Raw genomic sequence first — 18,320 nt, forward strand, 5'->3', positions numbered from 1 at the left:
TGCGCCCGCAGGCGCATCAGGCTCAGGCGCGGCGGCGGCGCGCGGCAAAACCGACCAGGCCCAGACCCAGCAGCAGCATGCCGTAGGTCGTTGGCTCAGGCACGGCCGAGACCGAGTTGAACGCGCGGAAATTGCTCAGGCCACGCGGCAGGTTGCCCAGGCTGAAAACCGTATTGGCGGCCAGCGGCGTATCCCAGTGGAACAACAGTTCGCCACGGCCATAATGCACGGCCAGGTAGTCGAAGCTGGAGTTGACGGTGAACGAACCGGACTTGCTGCTGACCAGGTCGCCTTGGGCGGCCAAGACCAGCGAACCGGTGCCGCTCGATGGCAGACCAAATTTGCTGCTGACCAAGCTCTTGATGGCGGCCGCACTTTGCGCGCCCGACGGGTTGGCGCCGTCAAAGACCCAGACCGAGTCCGCTGCCACGCTGCCGTAGGTGACGGTCTTGCTGCCCACAGCGAAGCCGCTCATGGCAGGATCGGTAATTTCCACCCAGCTCGCAGCTTGGGCCAATGGCGCCAGGCAAGCCGAGACAGCAAGGCAGAGACCCAGTACAGCACGTTTAGTCATGTTCATAGTTTCCCCTATTGATAAATTTCAAAAATTACAATGTTGCTTATATTTTTATTACACTTCTTTGCGATTGGACAAAAGATATCATTCAGGAAATCAAAATGCAATAAAAGAAACATCTTGAGTCATTGAAAATTTCAATCGGTCTCATGCATTGAATGCATGAGCCTGCTTTGCGTAGTGTCATGCTTCGTACAACCTGGGCAACGAAACCTGCTGACTGGATGGAAGTGTTGTTAATTCACACAGACGCATGCGCCGTTCAGGCAAGCCCGGCCGGCGTTATCGCACGCCGTCTTGCGCCAGCGCAGACAAACGTCATGCTTCCTGCCGGACGGCCCCTCGCCGCGCCCTATCATGCATGCTCCTGCCGACATCCATCACGGAGCACGCCATGCTGACTTTAAGCAAATTGAGTCCCTCCATCACCGACATGATCCGCTTCGACCATAGCCACGTGCTGCTGGCCTTCCATCAGTACACCACCAGCAAAAAGCCTGCCGTCAAAAAAGCCCTGGCAGAAACCATCTGTAGCGCACTGGACATCCACGCGCAGCTGGAAGAGGAAATTTTCTATCCGCAGATGCGCCAGCTGGACGGCGACGCCGCGGTTCGCCAGAAAAGCGTGCCAGAGCACCAGGAAATGCGCCGCCTGATCGCCGAATTGCGCGCAACCGATGCGGCGACTACGCGCCATGACACCCTGCTGCTGGAAATGATGCGCGGCGTGCTGCACCATGTCGCCGATGAAGAAACCGTGCTGCTGCCGGAAGCCGAGACGCAGCTGACAGCAAGGCGCTTGAGCGAGCTGGGCGCACAGATGACTCAGCGCCGCATGGCACTGGTCAAGCCCCAAGCGGGCAAGATCGCCGCCAATACGCTGGTCGGTTTTTCCAGCAGCACCACGGCCTGGGTCATGGGCGCGGCTGGCGTACTGCTGGCGGCCAGGCTGTTTTCCCGCAAGGCGGCCTGAACTGGCGTGGGGAGTAGCCAGGCCGGCGGGCAATCAGCTACCATGGGAGCTCTTCGACTCCGATGACGGACCACCATGCCCAGCTGGCACCTGGCCGACGCCGCCGAACTGGCGGCGCGCCATCCCTATACTTTTTATAAATCACCGCCCGAGGCCATCGCCCAGGTGCGCCCCGGCGAAGTGGTCAAGCTGATCTTCGCCTTCCACAGCGACGACCCGCAAACGCCGGGTGCCGAGCGCATGTGGGTGCTAGTCGATACGGTCGAGCCGTATGGGCACTTCACTGGCAAGCTCGACAACATGCCCGGCTATATCGCCGATTTGCAGGCGAAAGACCCCATCGCCTTCGCGGCGCGCCACATCATCAATACCCAGCACGACGATGACGATAACCTCGTCAACCGCTACGCGGGCCTGTGCTTCGTGACGAAAAAAGTGCTGGAAGACGGCGCGCCCGTCGGCTATCTGTACCGCGAGGAACCGGACAACGACGACGACAGCGGCTGGCGCTTCACGGCCAACGACGAGAGCGACGACTACATGAACGACAGCGCCAACGTGGCCCTCGTATCGCTGGGCGCCGTGCTCAGCGTGGACGATCGTTGTATTGCGCTGCTGGATTCTCCGGCCGGATCGGCCTATGCCTTCGACCACAACACGCAACAATTCATCGCGGTGGACGAATGACAACAGATGAACTGAAGCAATTTTGCGCGGCCCTGCCCGGCGCGCAAGCCGTGCTGCATGGCCCACCGTCGAACATCCTCGTGTGTGAAGTGAGCGGCAAGAAATTTGTCTATTTCAAGACCAGCGCACCCGAGCAGTGGCGCTTCAGCCTGCGGGTCAGCGCCGAGCGCTTTATCGAACTGACGGACATGCCGGGCGTGAAACCGGCCCGCTACATGGGCCGCTTTCACTGGGTGACCATCGTCGACGTGGCGCGCTTCCCCGCCGATTACCTGGCGGAACTGGTGCAAGATAGCTACGCGCGCGCCGTGACCAGCCTGACGCGCGCGCAAAGGGCAGCCATCGCCTAGAGCGCTTCCTCTCCCGCCATGGCGCGGTCGATGTCTTCGCGCGTCAAGTCCGGCGCCAGCTGCAGGATGAACTCGTAGGCGTAGGCGCGCAGGTAGGCGCCGCGGCGCACGGCCAGGCGCGTCGTGTTGGTGGCGAACAGGTGCGACGCTTCCACGGCCCTTAGCCCCTTGTCGCGGCCATGATCGAAGGCCATCGAAGCCACGATGCCCACGCCCAGGCCCAGCGCCACGTATTGCTTGATGACGTCCGAATCCATGGCCGTCAAAATGATGTCGGTCGTCACGCCTGCCTTGGCGAATGCATCGTCGATATGGCCGCGTCCCGTGAAGCCCTTGTCGTAGGTGATCAACGGGTATTTCGCCAGGTCTTCCAGGCGGATCGGCGAGTGCTCGAGCAGCGGGTGGCCGTCCGGCACGACGATCAGATGGCTCCAGCGGTAGCACGGAAATGACACGAGGTCGGGAAACTGGCTCAAGCCTTCCGTGGCGATGCCGATATCGGTCTTACCCGACAGCACCCATTCCGCGATGTGTTCGGGCGCGCTTTGCTGCAGCGCGATGCGGACCTCGGGGAAGGCGGCGCGGAAGCCCTGCACCACTTTCGGCAGCGCATAGCGCGCCTGCGTGTGCGTGGCCGCCACGGATAACGTCCCGCTGGTCTGGCCGCTGTATTCGAGACTTGCCTGCTGCAGGTTTTCCGCCTCGATCAACAGGCGGTCGACGATCTTCAGGATGCCCTTGCCCGGCTCCGTCAAGCCCGTCAAGCGCTTGCCGTTGCGCTCGAAAATCACGACGCCCAGCTCGTCCTCGAGTTCGCGGATTTGCCGGCTTACGCCCGGCTGCGACGTGAACAGGGCGTTGGCCACTTCCGTCAGGTTATAGCCGCGGCGGGCCGCTTCGCGGATCGAACGCAGTTGTTGAAAATTCATAGTGTTCCAGCCTCTCAGGTTCTTGTCGGTTCAACGAATACGTGCAGACGTTTCGGGCGGACAACTAACGTCTCGCCTTCTTTCAGCTGCAGATGCGTAAAACGCTCGTTCGACATCACCGCTTCGATCAGCTCGCTGTTATCGACGCGCTGCAAGTCCAGCTGGGCCAGCGGACCGATCGCATGCGCGCGGCTCAGCTTGACGACGATGCCTTCCGCGCCCTGCGTATAGCGGTCGATTTCCAGGTCGTGCGGGCGCACATAGGCCGTGCCCTTGCTGTCGCTCACGCCCGCATAATCGGGCACTTCGAAGCTGGCGTCGCCGGTGGCCATCACGCCGTCATGCACGCGGCCGTGGAACAGGTTGACGTTGCCGAGGAAGCCATAGACGAACGGGGACGCCGGGTGGTTGTAGACTTGCTCAGGGGAACCCAGCTGCTCGACGGTGCCCTTGTTCATCAGCACGACCTGGTCGGCCACTTCCAGCGCTTCTTCCTGGTCATGCGTGACGAAAATGCTGGTCACGTGCAAGTCGTCATGCAGGCGGCGCAGCCAGCGGCGCAATTCCTTGCGCACCTTGGCATCCAAGGCGCCGAACGGTTCGTCAAGCAGCAGCACGCGCGGCTCGACAGCCAGGGCGCGCGCCAGGGCGATACGCTGGCGTTGCCCGCCCGACAACTGCGGCGGATAGCGGTCGGCCAGCCAATCGAGCTGCACCAGCTCCAGCAAATCTTTCACTTTGCGACGGATCTGGTCTTCCGACGGGCGCTCGCTGCGCGACTTCACGCGTAAACCAAAGGCCACGTTTTCAAACACGGTCATGTGCTTGAACAGCGCATAGTGCTGGAAGACGAAACCGACTTGCCGCTCGCGCACGTGGCGGTTCGACGCATCTTCCGCGTCCAGCAGCACTTGCCCGCTGTCCGGATGTTCGAGGCCGGCAATGATGCGCAGCAAGGTGGTCTTGCCGCAACCCGAAGGGCCCAGCAGGGCCGTCAATTCGCCGGCGGGAAAGTCCAGCGAGATATTGTCGAGGGCGACGAAATCGCCAAAACGCTTGTGGATGTTTTTAACTGCGATGGTCATGTCAGTGCTCCGTAGAACGTAAGGCGGAATCGTCGGCGTCGCTCTCGTTCAAACGCCACTCAATGAAAGCTTTCAAGGCCAGGGTCACCAAGGCCAGCAAGGCCAGCAGGGAGGCGACGGCAAATGCGGCGGCGAAGTTGTACTCGTTGTACAGAATCTCCACTTGCAGCGGCATGGTGTTCGTTTCGCCGCGGATATGGCCGGAGACCACGGACACGGCGCCGAACTCGCCCATGGCGCGGGCGTTACACAGGATCACGCCATACAGCAGACCCCACTTGATATTCGGCAAGGTGACTCGGCGGAAAGTGTTCCAGCCCGACGCGCCCAGCACGATGGCGGCCTCTTCCTCTTCGCTGCCCTGCGACTGCATCAGCGGGATCAATTCACGCGCGACGAACGGGAAGGTGATGAAGATGGTGGCCAGCACGATGCCGGGCACGGCAAACAAAATCTTGATGTCGTGCGCCTGCAGCCACGGGCCGAACCAGCCTTGGGCACCGAACATCAGCACGTAGATCAGGCCGGAAATGACGGGCGAGACGGAAAACGGCAAGTCGATCAGGGTCAGCAAGATGCTCTTGCCGCGGAACTCGAACTTGGCGATGCACCAGGAAGCGGCCACGCCGAATACCAGGTTCAGCGGCACGGCGATGGCGGCCGTGATCAGGGTCAATTTAATCGCGGAAATCGCGTCCGGATCGATGATGGCGGCGATATACGCTTCCCAGCCCTTCTTGAACGCTTCCGCAAACACGGCCACCAGGGGCACGATGAGGAAGGCTGTCAGGAACAGCAAGGCGATGGTGATCAATACCGTTCGTACCCACAATGGTTCCAGCACAACGGGGCCGACATTCGGTTCGAAGCGGCGCGCTGTCGGCAGCGCCTTGTCCACGCCAGCGGCGGCAGTCGTATTCGTACTCATGATTTCTTCGCCTTTCCGCGCGTCCATGCTTGCAGCAGGTTAATCGTCAACAACAGCAAAAAGGAGACCACCAGCATCACCACGGCGATGGCCGTGGCGCCTGCGTAATCGTATTGTTCCAGCTTGGTAATAATGAACAGCGGCGTGATTTCCGACACCATCGGCATATTGCCGGCGATAAAGATCACGGAACCGTACTCGCCCGTGGCGCGGGCAAAGGCCAGCGCAAAGCCCGTCAGCAAGGACGGCAAGATCGTGGGGAAGATGACGCGGATAAACGTTTGCAGGGAATTGGCGCCCAGGCTGGCTGCCGCTTCTTCCAGTTCCTTTTCCGCGTCTTCCAGCACCGGTTGCACCGTGCGCACGACGAAAGGCAAGCCGATGAAGGTCAGCGCCACCACCACGCCCAGCGGCGTGAACGCCACCTTGATGCCCAGCACACCTTCGATGAACTGGCCGAACCAGCCATTTGAGGAATACAGGGCCGTCAGGGTGATGCCGGCCACGGCCGTCGGCAAGGCGAACGGCAAGTCGACCAGCGCGTCGATGATGCGCTTGCCGGGGAATTTATAACGCACCAGCACCCAGGCCAGGATGCCGCCAAACACCACGTTCAACAGGGCGGCGATCAACGACGCGCCAAACGTCAGGCGGTAGGACGCCATCACGCGGTCGGACGTGACGGCGCTGAAGAAGGCGTCCCATGTCATGGTGAAGGTCTTCAGGAACACCGACGACAGCGGGATGAGAACGATCAGGGCCAGGTAAAAGAGCGTGAAGCCCAGAGACAGCTTAAACCCCGGCATGACCCGAAACGGCGCTCCGCGCGCCTTGAGCGGTGCTGCTGATGCTGCAGACATAGAAACCCCTTCTTATTACATTTTTGAGTTATAGGGCGTAATAATCACATGCAACCGTTATAAAAAGAACTAACCATTTCTCATTTGCTTAGATGGATTTTGCATACTTGCTGGCGGAATCTATGGGCGAAAAAAAGGGGTCGGACCCTGCGGGTCCGACCCCGGCTTTTGGGGTGGGGTTGGGGTGGGCACACACTTAACCCAACACCTTGACGGCTGGGGTCAGACCCGACGGGGAAATGCGTCCTAGTAGGACGCATTTCAATCGCGAAGCGACTGACCCCGTTCTTACTTGTTCGGCTGCGGCGTCAGACGAAGATAAGGTTTCGCTGCCGTAAACCCCTTCGGATACTTCTGCTTGATCACGTCCGGGTCTTGCACGGTCAATGGAATGATGACGTCGTCGCCGTCTTTCCAGTTGCCTGGGGTGGCCACGGTGTAGCCATCCGTCAGTTGCAGGGCGTCGATGACGCGCAGGATTTCATTGAAGTTGCGGCCCGTGCTCAGCGGATATGTGAGGATCAGCCGCACCTTTTTGTTCGGGTCGATGATGAAGACGGAGCGCACGGTGGCCGTTACGGACTGTTCCGGGTGGATCATGTCGTACAGCACCGACACTTTCTTGTCGACGTCGGCGATGATGGGGAAGCCCACGACCGTGTTTTGCGTCTCTTCGATATCCTTGATCCAGCTCTTGTGCGACTCGGCCGCGTCCACGGACAGGGCGATGGCCTTTACGTTGCGCTTGTCGAATTCCGGCTTGAGCTTGGCCGTCAAGCCCAGTTCCGTCGTGCATACGGGGGTAAAGTCGGCCGGATGGGAAAACAGCACCACCCAGGAATTGCCCGCCCACTCGTGGAACTTGAGCGGGCCGATCGAGCTGTCTTGTTCAAAATCAGGGGCGACATCGCCCAGGCGTAAAGTCATCGTGATCTCCTGTGAGGTTGTGTATCGGGATGTTGGTCGAATCAGGCTGCCTGACGGTGGCGCTTGTCGCTTTGCGCCAGATCAAACAGCGTTTGCAATTGCGCCTGGCCGTAGACCCAGTCGCCAAGGCGCGACTCGGCGTTGATATGGCCCAGCGCACCGCCATCAATATACTTGCAATTCCAGCGCCGTGCCCACTGCGCCGCGTGTTCGGCCGTCATCCACGGATCGGTCTGGCTGGCGATCAGGATGCCGGGGCAAGGCAGCCGCTTTTGCGGCAATGCCTTTGCCACGCCAAACTTGTCGGGATCGGCTGGTCCCACCAGCAGCACGCCGGCCACGCCCTGCGGATCGCGGGCCAGGCTGTGCGCCGTCGTCAGGCAGCCGAAGCTGTGGGCGACGATCAGGGTCGGGCGCGCATCCTGCCGCCGCACCTGGTCCAGCCGCGCCGACCAGGTGGCCAGGTCGGGCGCGTTCCAGTCGTCCTGCTCGACCCGCTCGAATTGCGGATACAGGCGCTGCCAGCGGCTCTGCCAATGCTCGGGACCGCTGTTATGCAAGCCCGGCACGATCAGTACCCGGTAATCGGAAAAGCTGCGCAGCGCCATGATGTGTCCTTTTAGTAACGGTCTGGCAATCGTGCCATCCGGTATTACTTAGGCTGGTAGATCTGGTCGAAGATGCCGCCGTCGGCAAAGTGCGCCTTCTGTGCAGCCGTCCAGCCGCCCGCCACTTGCTCGATGGTGAACAGGTTGACCTTGGCGAACTGCGACGCGTATTTCTTCGCCGCCTTGTCCGTTGCCGGACGGTAGTAATTCTTCGCGATGATGTCTTGCGCTTCATCCGTGTACAGGTAGTTCAGGTAAGCCTCGGCCACCTTGCGCGTGCCATGCTTGTCGGCAAACTTGTCGACGACGGCGACGGGCGGCTCGGCCAGGATGCTGACGGATGGCGTGATGATGTCGAACTTGGTCGGGCCCAGTTCCTTGACGGCCAGGTAAGCCTCGTTTTCCCAGGCGATCAGCACGTCGCCGATGCCGCGCTCAACAAAAGTGGTGGTGGCGCCGCGCGCGCCGGAATCGAGCACGGGCACGTTTTTATACAGCTTGCCGAGGAAATCCTTGGCCTTCGCTTCGTTGCCGCCCGGCTGGCGCAGCGCGTAACCCCACGCGGCCAGATGGTTCCAGCGGGCGCCGCCCGAGGTTTTCGGATTCGGCGTGATGACGGAGACGCCTGGCTTGATCAGGTCGTTCCAATCCTTGATGCCTTTCGGGTTGCCCTTGCGCACCAGGAAGACGATGGTCGAGGTGTAAGGCGAGCTGTTGTGCGCCAAGCGCTTTTGCCAGTCGCCGGCCAGCAGCTTGTGCTCGGCCAGCGCATCGATGTCATAGGCCAGGGCCAGGGTGACGACATCCGCTTCCAGGCCGTCGATGACGGCGCGCGCCTGCTTGCCCGAACCACCGTGCGATTGCTTGATCTTGACGTTGTCGCCCGTCTTGCCTTTCCACTCCTTGGCAAACGCCGTATTCACATCCTGATACAGCTCGCGCGTCGGGTCGTACGACACGTTGAGCAGGGTGATATCGGCAGCCTGCGCCGTTTGCAGAATGGCAAACGCGCTGATGGCGGCGGCAATGATGATTTTTTTCGACAGCATCTAAGATCCCCGTGTGGTTGAACTTGCAGAGCCACCAGATTACGGCGCCATGGCCGCAAAGAGAACGAAGCGTTTCGCCGTTTGATATGCGTTTTTCACATATGGACGGCGCGCAACGGGGATTTAGCAGTTAATAAAAACGGTTAAACAAAATGACGGCCCAGGTGGCGAAGGCCAGGATGCAGGTCAGCAGCACGGCGGCGCTGCCAAAGTCCTTGGCGTTTTTCGACAGCGGATGACGTTCGAGCGAAATGCGGTCAACCACGGCTTCAATTGCCGAATTGATCAGTTCGACGATCAGCACCAGCAGCAGCACGCCGATCAGCACCAGCTTTTCAAACGCGGAAACGCGCAGCAGCAAGGCGATCACCGTGCCGACGACGAACAGGCCCAGTTCCTGCCGGAACGCATGTTCGTGGCGCCAGGCCGCTTTCAAGCCATCGAGCGAGTAGAAAAAGGCGGAGAAAATCCGTTTCAAGCCGCTTTTGCTCTTGAATTCATTTACAGGTTGCATAGTTTTCCATGGTTCAAAGCACATGCTATCCACGCATTATGACGGGCACAATAGGGATTGTGACAATTTATTCGCTATCTATCTCGGAACATTTCACTATTTTTTCACATCATGGTATAAAGAAGGATGAATACTGCATTGCACCAAATCCATCATGAAAATTGAACCGGTCGCTGCCCCGAAGACGACGATCCAGGTCATCGAACGCATGGTCGCCCTGCTCGATGCCCTGGCCAAATATTCCGACCCGGTCAGCCTGAAGGAATTGTCCAAAGTATCGGGCCTACACCCCTCGACGGCGCACCGCATCCTCAACGACATGGTGCTGACGCGCTTTGTCGACCGCATCGAACCGGGCACGTACCGGCTGGGCATGCGCCTGTTGGAACTGGGCAATGTGGTGAAAAGCCGCCTCAGCGTGCGCGAAGCGGCGCTGGACTTCATGCGCCAGCTGCACAAGAAAACCCAGCAAACGATCAACCTGTCCGTGCGCCAGGGCGATGAGATCGTCTACATCGACCGTGCCTTTTCCGAACGCTCGGGCATGCAGGTGGTGCGCGCCATCGGCGGCCGCGGCCCGCTGCACCTGACCTCGACCGGCAAGCTGTTCCTCTCCGTGGACGAGCCGAAAGCCATCCGCGCGTACGCCACGCGCACGGGCCTGGCCGGACACAACAAGAATTCCATCACGGATCTGCAAAAACTTGAGCGCGAACTGAGCCTGGTGCGCGAGCGCGGCTATGCGCGCGACAATGAAGAGCTGGAACTGGGCGTGCGCTGCATGGCCGCCGGCATCCGCGACGATACAGGCAAGCTGATCGCCGGCCTGTCGATCTCGGCGCCAGCCGACCGCCTGCAGGATGAGTGGCTGGTGGACCTGGTGGAAACGGCGAACCAGATTTCAGTGACTTTGGGTTTTATACCCCAAGACTAAAGAAACAGGGCAGCAACGCTGCCCTGTTTCTTTTAGCCGCCAGGCAAGCTCATGTTGGCAGGCTTGAGGGCTTCCAGCCACTTGCGCATGCGCCCCGCATCGGCCGTGCGCGACTGTTTTCCCTTGGAATCGAGGAAGACCATGATCACGGCCCGTCCTTCGATGACAGCCTGCATCATCAGGCAACGTCCCGCCTCATTGATAAAGCCCGTCTTTTGCAAGCCGATTTCCCAGCCGGGATTCGCCACCAGGTGATTCGTATTGCCAAACTGCATGGGCTGGCCGCTGGCTTCGACGATGGCTTTCGGGTCCGTCGAGTACTCGCGCAGCAGCGGATGGCGGAAGGCGGCCATGGCCAGCTTGCCCAGGTCGCGCGCACTGGCCACGTTCATTTTCGACAAGCCGCTGGAATCGACGTAATGCGTATCCATCATGCCCAGCTGGCGCGCCTTGCTGTTCATCGCGTCGACAAACGCCGACAAGCCGCCCGGATAATTGCGGCCCAGCGCCGAGGCGGCACGGTTTTCCGAGCTCATCAAGGCGATGTGCAGCATATTCGCCCGCGTCAATTGCGAACCCACTTTCAGGCGCGAGCTGCTGAACTTGGCGCGATCGACATCCTCGTCCGTGATCGTCAGCAATTCATCCATGTCCTGATGCGCTTCGACGACCACCAGGCCCGTCATCATCTTGGTGATGGAGGCGATGGGCAGGGCCACATTCGAATTCTTTTCAAACAGCACTTCCGAATTGGCCTGGTCCAGCACCAGCGCCACGCTCGACTTGAGGTCGAGCGGATCGCGCGTGAGATTCAGGCCCGCCAGGTCGCCCATGGTCGGCATCGGTGCGGCCATGGGCACGGCCACGCTGCTGATTTTTTGATAGATGACCTTGCGTTTGCCGCGCACCATGACGACCCGGCGCACGCTCTTTTCGCGCGGCGCGGCCGTCGCGCTCTTGCGCAGCACGACTTTGACTTTCTTGGTGTTCTGTTTCTTGGAGGCTGAGGATTTGCCGTTCGCTTCCTTGGCGTGCACGGCCGCAGCCGGCGCCAGTGCAAACAGCAGGGAAGCCAGGATACCCAGCGCAAGTTTAAACTTAGCCATTCGATAATTCCCCGTGAAGCTGTTGCCTTATTGCAGTGTAGCGAAATGCAGAGTATTCGCAAGCCTATTTAACAGTTAGGACAGTATTTATTGCAGTACTGAAATACAAATCGTTAGCGATCAGCAAACAAGCTCATCCTTGACGGCTATTTGCTTGTGCTCATCGCTGACGTGTCTATTTGTCCATGAATTTAACAAAACCGGCCAGCGGCTCGCGTTCAGTGTTCAAGCGGTTCTCGACCTTGTCCGGGTCGGCATAGCCGAGGGCCATGCCGCACACCACCATTTCGCTGGCCGACACGCCCAGCTCGTCACGGATGATGTCATGGTAGTGGATGAAGGCCGCTTGCGGGCACGTGTCGAGTCCCCGCGCGCGCGCCGCCAGCATGATATTTTGCAAGAACATGCCGTAGTCGAGCCAGGAACCCTGCTCCAGCACCCGTTCGATGGTAAAGATCAGCCCGACGGGCGCATCGAAAAACTGGAAGTTGCGTCCATGCTGAGCCGCCATGCCGGCCGTGTCGCTCCGCTCCAGGCCCAGCAGCTGGTACAGGTCCAGGCCGATCTTGCGCCGGCGCTCGATGAACGGCGCCGTCCACTGGCGCGGGTAATAGATATACGACGCCGTGCGCGCGGGCGCATCGGGAGCCTTCGGTGCGGCATAGGCGTCGAGGATGCGGCGCGACAGCCGCGCGCGCGCCTCGCCCGACAGCACATACACTTTCCACGGCTGCATGTTGGCGCCCGAAGGCGCGCGCGCCGCCACTTCCAGGATGCGCGCGATATCGTCCTGCGCCACCGGCGTGGGCAAAAAGGCGCGGATCGAACGGCGCGACAGGATGACGGCGTCGACGGCTTGCTGCGCTGACGGTGTTTCGGATGCTTGCTTGTTCACTGCCCTGCTCTCCCGCTATCTCTACTTCTTGACGACAAACACCACGCCGACCACGGCCACCAGCATGCCGGCGATGCCCAGCATATTGAACGCTTCGCCGAACATCAGCCAGGCCATCACGGCCGTCGTGGGCGGCGTCAGGTACAGCAAGCCCGTCACTTTCGTGGCATCGCTGCGGCGGATCAGGGCGAACAGCAGAAAGATGGCGCCGATGGACAGCACGAGTACCGACCACAGCAAGGCTCCGATGAAATTCGCCGTCCATTGCACATTGCTGAAATGCAGGTCCAGCCCTTCGTAATACAGGGCGAATGGCAAGACCACGACGATGGAGGCGGCAAACTGCACCACCGTGCCCGTGCGCAAGTCGAATTGCGGGCAGTGGCGTTTTTGGTACATGGTGCCGGCCGTCATCGACAGCAGCGCGAACACGCACAGCAGCACGCTTTCCACCGTCAGGCCCACGAGATTGATCTTCGCATACACGACGAGGGCCACGCCCAGCAAGCCAAAAAACAGGCCCAGCCACTGGCGCGGGCGCACGGATTCGCCGATCAGCGGTGCGGCGCAGGCCGTCAGCACGGGCTGCATGCCCACGATCAGCGCGGACAGGCCGGCCGGCATGCCCAGCTTGATGGCGCACCAGACGCCAGCCAAGTAGCCTGCCTGCATCAAGATGCCGGCCACGGCGATCTGGCGGAACTGTCCTACGGGCCACGGCGCGCGCAACAGCAGCACGAGCGGCAGCAGAATCACCAGCACGCCCAGGAAGCGCAGCAGCAAAAAAGTCAGCGGGGGGGCGTACGGCAGGCCGAACTTGGCCACGATAAAGCCTGTGCTCCATAACAACACAAAGAAGCCAGGCAAGGCCATCGGCGTCAGAGTGGTCAGAAGAGAGGCTTTGCCGCTGGCGCCAGCCGCGGCGGGAAGATTGGACATGGTATCAACTCGGGAAACAGGATCGGCACCAAGTGCTGCGCCAGTGCGGGAGGCAAAGTCTAGCATGCTGCGCCGCAATCGTCCCCGTAGCCGCTGGAAACGATAGTTTAGGCATAAACCATTGACACCCAGAAATCAAATATTTCTCTTTAGAAACAATGACTTTTGATCCAAATCTATTCAATTGTTGCATCGCACAAGAAACGCTTGACTTCGTTTTTTTTCACCGTAGAATAGGGTTTGTTGCGTTGCACAATTCTTGTTCAGCTTGAAAAATTTAGATTCACCTGCTTTCCCAAACGGTACACGCAGCATCAAATTAACCAGATTTCGATTTTTTGGAGATTTATATGTTTTCAATTCCTGAGCAATTTTCGTCCGCTACCAAAGCCAACCTGGAAGCCCAATTCGCCCTGTTCTCGTCGCTGACGGGCAAAGCCTTCGAAGGCATCGAAAAGATCGTCGAACTGAACCTGACCGCTGCCAAAGCGACCCTGGAAGAATCGACCGCCGCCGCCAAGCAATTGCTGTCGGCAAAAGATCCACAAGAATTCTTCTCGCTGAGCGCTGCTCAAGCCCAGCCTAGCGCCGAAAAAGCCATCGCTTACGGCCGTCACCTGGCTGCCATCACGTCGGGCACCCAAGCCGAATTCAGCAAAGCTGCTGAATCGCAAATCGCTGAAACCAACCGCAAAGTCCTGTCCCTGGTGGAAGAAGTCACCAAGAACGCGCCAGCCGGTTCGGAAAACGCCGTCGCCATCCTGAAAAGCGCCATCGGCAACGCCAATGCTGGCTACGAGCAATTCTCGAAAACCAGCAAGCAAGCCGTCGAAGCCATCGAAGCGAACCTGACCTCGGCCGTGAACCAGTTCACGCAAGCAGCTGAAAAAGTCGTGCCACGCGCTGCCGCCAAGTAATTCTTGCGCGACCGCTACGGCGGTCCGCTGTACCTGCTCCTCCAGGCATCCATCCCGTACTTCCCCGACGGATGCCATTATGCCCCAGCCCAGCTGGGGCATTTTTTATGCGCGCTTACTCTCCCAGATACGCCGCCTTGACGCGCGGGTCGTCGAGCATGGCGGCCGCGTTGCCGCCCATGGTGACGAGGCCGGAATCCATCACATAGCCGCGGTGCGCCGCTTGCAGGGCCAAACGGGCATTCTGTTCGACCAGCAAGATCGTGATGCCTTCGGACGACACCTTGCGGATCACCTCGAAAATTTTCTCGACCATGATGGGCGACAGGCCCATCGACGGCTCGTCGAGCAGCAACAACTTCGGATGGCTCATTAGTGCCCGCGCCATGGCCAGCATCTGCTGCTCGCCGCCAGACAAAGTGCCGGCCATCTGCGCCGCCCGTTCCTTGAGGCGTGGAAAGACGTCGAACCAGCGGGCGATATCGTCCTCGACACCGGCCTTGTCCGTGCGCGTGTAGGCGCCCATCATGAGGTTTTCGCGGATCGACATGCGGGTAAATACGCCCCGCCCTTCCGGCACCATGGCAAGTTTCCTTTCCACCAGATGGAACGATTTCGTGCCCTTGAGCGACTCGCCCAGGTAGCTGATCGTGCCTTCGACCTTGCAGGCCGGCAAAGTGCCCGTGATGGCTTTCAAGGTCGTCGTCTTGCCGGCGCCGTTCGCGCCGATCAGGGCGATCAGCTCGCCCTGATTGACTTCCAGGTCGATGCCTTTCACTGCCTTGATGCCGCCGTAGGCCACGTGCAGACCCGATACCTTCAATATATTCTTGCTCAAGCCAGCGTTACTCATGCGTGCGACCCTCCCAGATAAGCCTCGATGACGGCCGGGTTTTGTTGTATTTCGGCCGGCAAGCCTTCCGCGATGCGCTTGCCATACTCGAGCACGGTGATGCGGTCGCACAATCCCATCATCAGTTTCACGTCGTGCTCGATCAACAGCACGGTCTTGCCTTCGGCTTTGATTTTCACCAGCAACTCGCGCAGAGCCAGCTTTTCCGTCGCATTCATGCCCGCCGCCGGCTCATCGAGCGCCAGCAGTTGCGGGTCCGTGGCCAGCGCGCGGGCGATTTCCAGGCGCCGCTGGTCGCCATACGACAAGAAGCGCGCCGTGCGGCTGGCGAACTGGGCGATGCCGACGAAGTCGAGCAACTCCATGGCCCGCTTGCGGATGGACGCCTCTTCCTCGCGCGCCGCCTTGTGGCGGAAGATGGCGCCGAACACGCCCTGGTGCGAGCGCACATGGCGCCCCACCATGACGTTTTCCAGCGCCGTCATGTCGCCAAACAAACGGATATTCTGGAAGGTGCGCGCAATGCCCGCCTTGGCCACCTTGTGCGGCGCGGATGGCGAATACGGTTTGCCGGCCAGCTCGAAAGTGCCCGTGTCGGGCTGGTACAGGCCGGTGATCACGTTGAAAAACGTCGTCTTGCCGGCGCCGTTCGGGCCGATCAAGCCGTAGATCTGGCCTTGCCGGATGGTGATGCCCACGTCGGTGAGCGCTTGCAAGCCGCCAAAACGTTTATTCACGCCGGCAATATTGAGAATGATCTGTTCGCTCATGCTATCCCTCCCTTAAGCGGACACGACGCCGGTGGATTTGTTCGGCTGGTCGACGTCGTGGTCGGGCCGGTCTTCGTGCTTCGGCGATGGCCACAGGCCGGCAGGACGGTTGAGCATGATCAACACCATGGCCAGGCCATACAGCAACTGGCGCAGCACTTCCGCCTCGATCACCACGTGGCCGAACAGCGCCTGCTGGGCCGGCTCCACCACGTGGCGCAGCACTTCCGGTATCGAAGCGAGGATCACGCCGCCGAGGATCACGCCGGGGATATGGCCGATGCCGCCCAGCACCACCATGGCCAGCACGGCGATCGATTCCGTCAGGGAAAACGATTCCGGCGAGACAAAACCCTGGAACGAGGCAAACATGGCGCCCGCCACGCCGCCGAACGAGGCGCCCATGGAAAAGGCCAGCAATTTCACGTTGCGCGTATTGATGCCCATGGCCTTGGCGGCGATCTCGTCTTCGCGGATGGCGACCCAGGCGCGGCCCAGGCGCGAATGCTGGAGCCGCTTGGTGACGAACACGACAGCGATGCACAGGAAGAGGAACAAAAAGTAATAGGCGTTCACTGACGGCATGGAAAAACCGGCCACCGTCACGGTGCTGTTGGTGCCCGCCTCGCCCGCCAGGTTGACGCCAAAGATGCGGATCGGATCGATCAGATTGATGCCTTGCGGCCCGTTCGTGAAATTGATCGGGTCATTCAAATTGTTCATGAAGATGCGGATGATCTCGCCAAAGCCCAGGGTCACGATGGCCAGGTAGTCGCCGCGCAGCTTCAAGGTGGGCGCGCCCAGCAGGGCGCCGAACAGGCCAGCAACAAAGGCGGCCAACGGCACGATGATCCAGATCGACAAATGGATGCCGTTCTCGCGGATTTCCGGCCCCATCAGCTGCACCAGGGTTTCGCCCAGCACCGGATATTGATTCACCACCGATTCGAGCAGAATGGCGAACTGGGGCGACGCCAGCAGGGCCGTCAGGTAGGCGCCCACGGCGTAGAAGGCGATGTAGCCGAGGTCGAGCAGGCCGGCAAAGCCGACGACGATGTTCAAGCCCAGGGCCAGCATGATGTACAGCAAGGCCATGTCGATGATGCGTACCCACGAGTTGCCGAACTGGGCGGCAAAAAACGGGAACACCATCAGCAGCGCGGCCAGGCCCAGCATGCCGGCGTAGGCCTTGGCGGGATTCTTTTTTGCGTCGAAATCGAGTAGTGCCATGATTTAATCTCCCAGTTTCACATCAGGCACGGTCGGCCACGCGTTCGCCCATGATGCCGGACGGGCGCAGGGTCAGCACGATGATCAGCACGACGAAGGCAAAGATATCCTGGTAGTGGCTGCCCAGGAAGCCGCCCGTGATGTCGCCGATATAGCCGGCGCCCAGGCTTTCGATAATGCCCAGCAAGATACCGCCCAGCATGGCGCCGTAGATATTGCCGATGCCGCCCAGCACCGCCGCACAAAACGCTTTCAGGCCGGGAATGGCGCCCATGGAGAATTGAATGGAGGCATAGTTGGCGCCCCACATCACGCCGGCCACGGCCGCCAGCGCGGCGCCGATGGCAAAGGTGGCCACGATGACCTTGTCGGAATCGACGCCCATCAGCCCTGCCACGCGGGGGTTTTCCGCCGTGGCGCGCATGGCGCGGCCCATGCGGGTTTTTTCCACCAGCAACACCAGTCCGCCCATCGACAGCGCGGCCAGGGCCAGCAGCAACACTTGCGTTTGCGAAATCACGGCGCCGCCTATGTTGATGGGGTCGGTCGACAGCAATTGCGGGAAGGGCAAGGGATTGCGCGTCCAGATCATCATGGCGAAGGTTTGCAGCAGGATGGAGACGCCGATGGCGGTAATCAGGGGGGCGAGGCGGGGGGCGTTGCGCAGGCGGCGGTAGGCGACCCGCTCAATGATGATATTGACCAGAATACAGATGGGTATGGCGCCGAGGATGGCGGTGGCCAGTTTCAGATAGCCGGGCCAGTCGGGCACATAGATGCCCAGCAGCTTGAGGATGGTCAAGCCCACCATGGCCCCGATCATGAGCACGTCGCCGTGGGCGAAGTTGATCAGGTTCAACACGCCGTACACCATGGTGTAACCGAGGGCGACTAAGGCATACATGCTGCCCAACACCAAGCCGTTAATGATCTGCTGGATGAATGTATCCATGATTGCCCTATCAAATATGCATTTTTCGGGAACAACTTCCGCCAGAACATGCCGCTGATACAAAAACGGCACCGGAGGAAGAATTCCTGCAGTGCCATCCCTGGACCGTTCTCACCAGCATGGTGCACGCACTCAAAACGGGCGTGACCTTGCTTAGTCATAACGACAACATATTCAAGCTTGAGGCAATCATAACGATCTTTTGCAAAAACTAAGCTTGGAATAAATCAATCATTT

The 18,320-nt window shown here is 60.1% G+C and carries 21 protein-coding genes; 5 read left to right on the top strand and 16 right to left on the bottom strand.

The window, feature by feature from the left end:
• Positions 1–22: 22 nt before the first annotated feature.
• Positions 23–574 carry a PEP-CTERM sorting domain-containing protein gene (locus KO538_RS29315; RefSeq protein WP_257620161.1) on the bottom strand — a complete coding sequence of 184 codons (552 nt, stop codon included), beginning with the start codon at positions 572–574 and terminating at the stop codon, positions 23–25.
• Between the two features lie 397 nt (positions 575–971).
• Here KO538_RS29315 and KO538_RS05580 point away from each other — a divergent pair, with 397 nt between their 5' ends.
• From KO538_RS05580 to KO538_RS05590, 3 genes are all read left to right on the top strand, one after another.
• The gene (locus KO538_RS05580) at positions 972–1,550 is read left to right on the top strand and encodes a hemerythrin domain-containing protein (protein WP_219327660.1); all 579 of its coding nucleotides are present in this window, start codon (positions 972–974) and stop codon (positions 1,548–1,550) included.
• Positions 1,551–1,625: 75 nt separating this feature from the next.
• Positions 1,626–2,237: a DUF2185 domain-containing protein gene (locus KO538_RS05585; protein ID WP_219327661.1), complete on the top strand. Its 612-nt coding sequence runs from the start codon at positions 1,626–1,628 to the stop codon at positions 2,235–2,237.
• Positions 2,234–2,587, top strand: a complete 354-nt coding sequence (locus tag KO538_RS05590) for an MmcQ/YjbR family DNA-binding protein (protein ID WP_219327662.1) — start codon at positions 2,234–2,236, stop codon at positions 2,585–2,587. Before KO538_RS05585 ends, KO538_RS05590 begins: the two co-directional genes overlap by 4 nt.
• Here the strand turns inward: KO538_RS05590 and KO538_RS05595 are convergent.
• The 8 genes from KO538_RS05595 to KO538_RS05630 form a co-directional block, all read right to left on the bottom strand.
• Positions 2,584–3,516 (bottom strand): CysB family HTH-type transcriptional regulator, encoded by a 933-nt coding sequence (locus tag KO538_RS05595; RefSeq protein WP_070301441.1) that lies wholly within the window; start codon positions 3,514–3,516, stop codon positions 2,584–2,586. The two genes, KO538_RS05590 and KO538_RS05595, sit on opposite strands and share 4 nt — an antisense overlap.
• Before the next feature lie 14 nt (positions 3,517–3,530).
• The gene (locus tag KO538_RS05600) at positions 3,531–4,601 is read right to left on the bottom strand and encodes a sulfate/molybdate ABC transporter ATP-binding protein (protein WP_034747519.1); all 1,071 of its coding nucleotides are present in this window, start codon (positions 4,599–4,601) and stop codon (positions 3,531–3,533) included.
• A 1-nt stretch (position 4,602) separates the two neighbouring features.
• Complete coding sequence (gene cysW, locus KO538_RS05605) at positions 4,603–5,529, bottom strand: sulfate ABC transporter permease subunit CysW (RefSeq protein WP_070301500.1); 927 nt, start codon at positions 5,527–5,529, stop codon at positions 4,603–4,605.
• On the bottom strand, positions 5,526–6,335 hold the full coding sequence (gene cysT / locus KO538_RS05610) for a sulfate ABC transporter permease subunit CysT (RefSeq protein ID WP_099408869.1): 810 nt from the start codon (positions 6,333–6,335) through the stop codon (positions 5,526–5,528). The genes cysW and cysT overlap by 4 nt, the downstream gene beginning before the upstream one ends.
• 342 nt (positions 6,336–6,677) lie before the next feature.
• Positions 6,678–7,316: a peroxiredoxin gene (locus KO538_RS05615; protein ID WP_034747512.1), complete on the bottom strand. Its 639-nt coding sequence runs from the start codon at positions 7,314–7,316 to the stop codon at positions 6,678–6,680.
• 41 nt (positions 7,317–7,357) lie between these two features.
• Complete coding sequence (locus KO538_RS05620) at positions 7,358–7,924, bottom strand: alpha/beta hydrolase (protein WP_034747509.1); 567 nt, start codon at positions 7,922–7,924, stop codon at positions 7,358–7,360.
• Between the two features lie 44 nt (positions 7,925–7,968).
• Positions 7,969–8,973 carry a sulfate ABC transporter substrate-binding protein gene (locus tag KO538_RS05625; protein ID WP_034747505.1) on the bottom strand — a complete coding sequence of 335 codons (1,005 nt, stop codon included), beginning with the start codon at positions 8,971–8,973 and terminating at the stop codon, positions 7,969–7,971.
• 130 nt (positions 8,974–9,103) lie between these two features.
• Positions 9,104–9,487, bottom strand: coding sequence for a diacylglycerol kinase (locus KO538_RS05630; protein WP_034747502.1), 384 nt, complete (start codon positions 9,485–9,487; stop codon positions 9,104–9,106).
• 154 nt (positions 9,488–9,641) lie between these two features.
• Here KO538_RS05630 and KO538_RS05635 point away from each other — a divergent pair, with 154 nt between their 5' ends.
• Positions 9,642–10,421 (top strand): IclR family transcriptional regulator, encoded by a 780-nt coding sequence (locus KO538_RS05635; protein ID WP_034747499.1) that lies wholly within the window; start codon positions 9,642–9,644, stop codon positions 10,419–10,421.
• A gap of 32 nt (positions 10,422–10,453) precedes the next feature.
• Here KO538_RS05635 and pbpG read toward each other — a convergent pair whose 3' ends face one another.
• The 3 genes from pbpG to KO538_RS05650 form a co-directional block, all read right to left on the bottom strand.
• Positions 10,454–11,527 carry a D-alanyl-D-alanine endopeptidase gene (pbpG, locus tag KO538_RS05640; protein WP_219327663.1) on the bottom strand — a complete coding sequence of 358 codons (1,074 nt, stop codon included), beginning with the start codon at positions 11,525–11,527 and terminating at the stop codon, positions 10,454–10,456.
• Between the two features lie 175 nt (positions 11,528–11,702).
• On the bottom strand, positions 11,703–12,422 hold the full coding sequence (locus KO538_RS05645; RefSeq protein WP_219327664.1) for a nitroreductase: 720 nt from the start codon (positions 12,420–12,422) through the stop codon (positions 11,703–11,705).
• Positions 12,423–12,443: 21 nt separating this feature from the next.
• A complete protein-coding gene (locus KO538_RS05650) occupies positions 12,444–13,361 on the bottom strand; it encodes a DMT family transporter (protein WP_034747493.1) in 918 nt (305 codons plus the stop codon).
• A 350-nt stretch (positions 13,362–13,711) separates the two neighbouring features.
• Between KO538_RS05650 and KO538_RS05655 the strand changes: the two genes are divergently transcribed.
• Positions 13,712–14,278, top strand: a complete 567-nt coding sequence (locus KO538_RS05655) for a phasin family protein (RefSeq protein ID WP_034747490.1) — start codon at positions 13,712–13,714, stop codon at positions 14,276–14,278.
• Between the two features lie 115 nt (positions 14,279–14,393).
• Here the strand turns inward: KO538_RS05655 and KO538_RS05660 are convergent, their stop codons facing one another.
• The 4 genes from KO538_RS05660 to KO538_RS05675 are packed head-to-tail and all read right to left on the bottom strand — an operon-like array spanning position 14,394 to position 18,083.
• Positions 14,394–15,116: an ABC transporter ATP-binding protein gene (locus tag KO538_RS05660; protein ID WP_219327747.1), complete on the bottom strand. Its 723-nt coding sequence runs from the start codon at positions 15,114–15,116 to the stop codon at positions 14,394–14,396.
• An 11-nt stretch (positions 15,117–15,127) separates the two neighbouring features.
• Positions 15,128–15,901 carry an ABC transporter ATP-binding protein gene (locus tag KO538_RS05665; protein ID WP_034747484.1) on the bottom strand — a complete coding sequence of 258 codons (774 nt, stop codon included), beginning with the start codon at positions 15,899–15,901 and terminating at the stop codon, positions 15,128–15,130.
• 12 nt (positions 15,902–15,913) lie between these two features.
• Positions 15,914–17,131 (bottom strand): ABC transporter ATP-binding protein, encoded by a 1,218-nt coding sequence (locus KO538_RS05670; protein ID WP_034747480.1) that lies wholly within the window; start codon positions 17,129–17,131, stop codon positions 15,914–15,916.
• A 22-nt stretch (positions 17,132–17,153) separates the two neighbouring features.
• Positions 17,154–18,083, bottom strand: a complete 930-nt coding sequence (locus KO538_RS05675) for a branched-chain amino acid ABC transporter permease (RefSeq protein WP_034747477.1) — start codon at positions 18,081–18,083, stop codon at positions 17,154–17,156.
• Positions 18,084–18,320 lie beyond the last annotated feature (237 nt).

This window comes from Janthinobacterium sp. NKUCC08_JDC (assembly GCF_019345575.1).
GTDB classification, from domain to species: Bacteria; Pseudomonadota; Gammaproteobacteria; order Burkholderiales; family Burkholderiaceae_D; genus Janthinobacterium; species Janthinobacterium aestuarii.